Source organism: Agromyces humi, from assembly GCF_009720255.1.
GTDB lineage: Bacteria > Actinomycetota > Actinomycetes > Actinomycetales > Microbacteriaceae > Agromyces > Agromyces humi.
On the sequence record NZ_WJSP02000447.1, the window covers coordinates 1 to 2,772 of the forward strand.

Annotated in this window: 3 protein-coding genes; all 3 read left to right on the plus strand. The window is 73.5% G+C overall.

From position 1 onward, the window contains the following. Positions 1-405, plus strand: a 405-nt coding sequence (locus tag GH736_RS20690; RefSeq protein WP_159606671.1) for a prolyl oligopeptidase family serine peptidase, incomplete at its 5' end; no start/stop codon positions are given. A gap of 76 nt (positions 406-481) precedes the next feature. Next, positions 482-1,513: a YihY/virulence factor BrkB family protein gene (locus GH736_RS20695; protein ID WP_159606673.1), complete on the plus strand. Its 1,032-nt coding sequence runs from the start codon at positions 482-484 to the stop codon at positions 1,511-1,513. Positions 1,514-1,597: 84 nt separating this feature from the next. Next, the coding region (locus tag GH736_RS20700) for a sensor histidine kinase (protein ID WP_159606675.1) at positions 1,598-2,772 on the plus strand (1,175 nt) is incomplete at its 3' end.

Sequence of the window (2,772 nt, forward strand, 5' to 3'; positions counted from 1 at the left end):
GGGCCGCTCGACGAGGGGTCCCGCGTCGCCGCGGTCGCCGAGCTGTCCGGACCGGTCGGGCTCTCGGCGGCGGAGCTCGCGGCCGACGGCGGGTCGGCGTGGCTCAGCGGCATCGTGGGGGAGTACCTCGGCTGCGATCCGGGTGCGGGCCTCGAGGCCTGCCCGCAGCAGGCGGAGGCCTCACCGGCGAACCGGGTCGACCCGACCGATCCGCCGTTCTTCATCGGGCACGCGCAGCAGGAGATCGTGCCGCTCGGGCAGTCGCAGCGGTTCGCCGACACACTCAACGCGGCGGGCGTGCCGGTGCGACTCGAGGTGGTGCCCGGGGCGAACCACTCCATCGGCATCCTCGACGAGGCGCTGCGTCCCCGCGTCGCGGCGTTCCTGCACGCGTATCTCGGCTGACCCCGCACGGCAAGCCCTGTCCTCCCCGTCGCGGTCGCCCGTAGGCTCGGGAGTGCCGGCCCACCCTGGAGGCATCATGTCCGACGACTCACCAGTGCAGCTCTCGACGGGCGACTGGCGCGTCATCCTGACCCGCACGTGGCATTCGTTCCGGATCAGCCAGGCCTATGACATCGCGGGCACGCTCACGTACTACGGCGTGCTCTCGATCTTCCCGGCGCTGCTCGCGACCCTGGCCGCAGTGGGCGTCTTCGGCAGCGCCGGCGCCGGCGCGAAGAACGTGCTGCGGGTGGTCGAGGACCTCGGCGGCCGCGAGTTCGCCGGGGCGATGCAGGAACCCCTCGAGGGGCTGGTGGATGCCTCGCATGCCGGCCTCGCCTTCATCACCGGTGTCGTCGCCCTGCTCTGGGCGGCATCGGGCTACCTGGGCTCGTTCGGGCGTGCCATGAACCGCATCTACGGCGTGGAGGAGGGCCGGCCCTTCTGGGAGATGCGGCCGGCGATGATCGGCGTCTCGGCCGTGCTCGTCGTGCTCGTCACGGTCGCCGCCGCCGGGCTGGTGCTCACCGGGCCGGTCGCCGAGTCGGTCGTGCACGTGCTCGGACTCGACGAGGGCGTCGTCTTCTGGTGGGACCTGCTCAAGCTGCCCGTGCTCGCCGGCATCGGCATCGTCGTGATGGCGCTGCTCTACTGGGCGACCCCGAACGTGCGACGCCGGCACCTGCGCTGGTTCAGCGTCGGCGCGATCGCCGCGCTCCTCACCTGGGTGCTCACCACCACGCTCTTCGGCGTGTACGTGTTCGGGCTCGGACAGTACGAGCGCACGTACGGGGTCGTCGGCGGCGTCATCGCCTTCCTCCTGTGGCTCTGGATGTCGAACCTGGCCATGCTGTTCGGCGCGGTGCTCGACACCGAGGTGGAGCGGGCGCGCCAGTTGCGCGCCGGAGTGATCGCCGAGGAGCGCGTGCAACTCCCCCTGCGCGACGACCGGCTCATCGCGAAGAACCGCGAGCAGCTCGCCCGCGACATACGGGCGTCGGCCGCGATGCGGCCTCCGACGGCGGTCGACGGACTGGTGCCCGCGGCCGAGGAGTCGCAGCGCGGTTGAGGCGCCCCCTACCGCGGTAGGGGGCGGGAATCGCTCCGCCGAGGGATGCCGCCGCCCCGCTCGCCGTGGCAGGCTGCTGGCACCATGGACGACACCCAGCACCCCGCCGCACCTCCCGTCGCACCCGCTCCCCCGCACGCCGCGGGCCGGGCGACCGTGGGGTGGGCGCTCGCCGACGACCGTCGCCTGCGCGCCTGGCTGTGGCTCGCCACGTGCGTGCTGGCCGTGCTGCTCCTCGCCGTCTCGGTGCCGCTCGCCGCCACCCTCTACGGCGTGCACCTGCTCGCCGCCTTCGCCACGAGCCTCGCGCTCTCGGCGGCGATCCCACTCGCGGTGCGCTTCCACTGGGTCGCGGCGGCGCTCGCGACGGCCGGCATCCTCGCCTTCGCCCTCCTGTCGGCCGAGTCGGAGGGCGCCCCCTGGCCATGGCCCGTCACGACCATCATCGCCCAGTTCGCGCTGCTGCTCGTACTCGGCCTCATGCGCGTGAGCTGGACCGGCATGTTCGCCGTCTGGCTGGCGGGCGTGCTCGTCACCGCGCCCTTCGCATTCGTCGACGCGGGCGCCGCGGCGAACGAGATCGCGGCCGCCGCCATCACGGCCACGGCGCTGCCGATCGCGCTCCTCATCACCCAGCGCAGGGTCGTCACCGCGGAACTGTTCCGCGAGCGGGCGCACTCGGCCTCGGAACAGGAGCGGCGCGTGCTCGTGGAGGAACGGAACCGCATCGCACGCGAGCTCCACGACGTGGTCGCCCACGGCCTGTCGATCATCCACGTGCAGGCGACGAGCGCGCCGTACCGCGTCGAGGGGCTGAGCGAGCCGGCGAAGGCGGAGTTCGCCGAGATCGCGGCATCCGCCCGAACTGCCATGACGGAGATGCGCCAGCTCCTCGGGGTGCTGCGCAGCGCGGAGGCCGCGCCGGAGACCACCCCGCAACCCGGGCTCGGCGAGCTCGCCGCGCTCGCGGCATCCGTCGAACGCGCCGGTGTCCCGGTGACGCTCGACCTCGGCGAGCGCCTGCCGCAGGAGGGCCTCGCCTCGACGGCGGCGTACCGCATCGTGCAGGAGGCCCTGAGCAACGTGGTGCGCCACGCGCCCGGGGCGACGACCCACGTCGCCGTCGAGGTGCTCGCGGGCGACCTCGTCGTCTCGGTCGAGAACGATCCGCCGCCCGTCGGTGCAGGATCGGATGCCGCGGGGGCGGATGCCTCGGCTTCCGACACCGCCGGCGGCGGCCACGGGCTCGTCGGCATCGG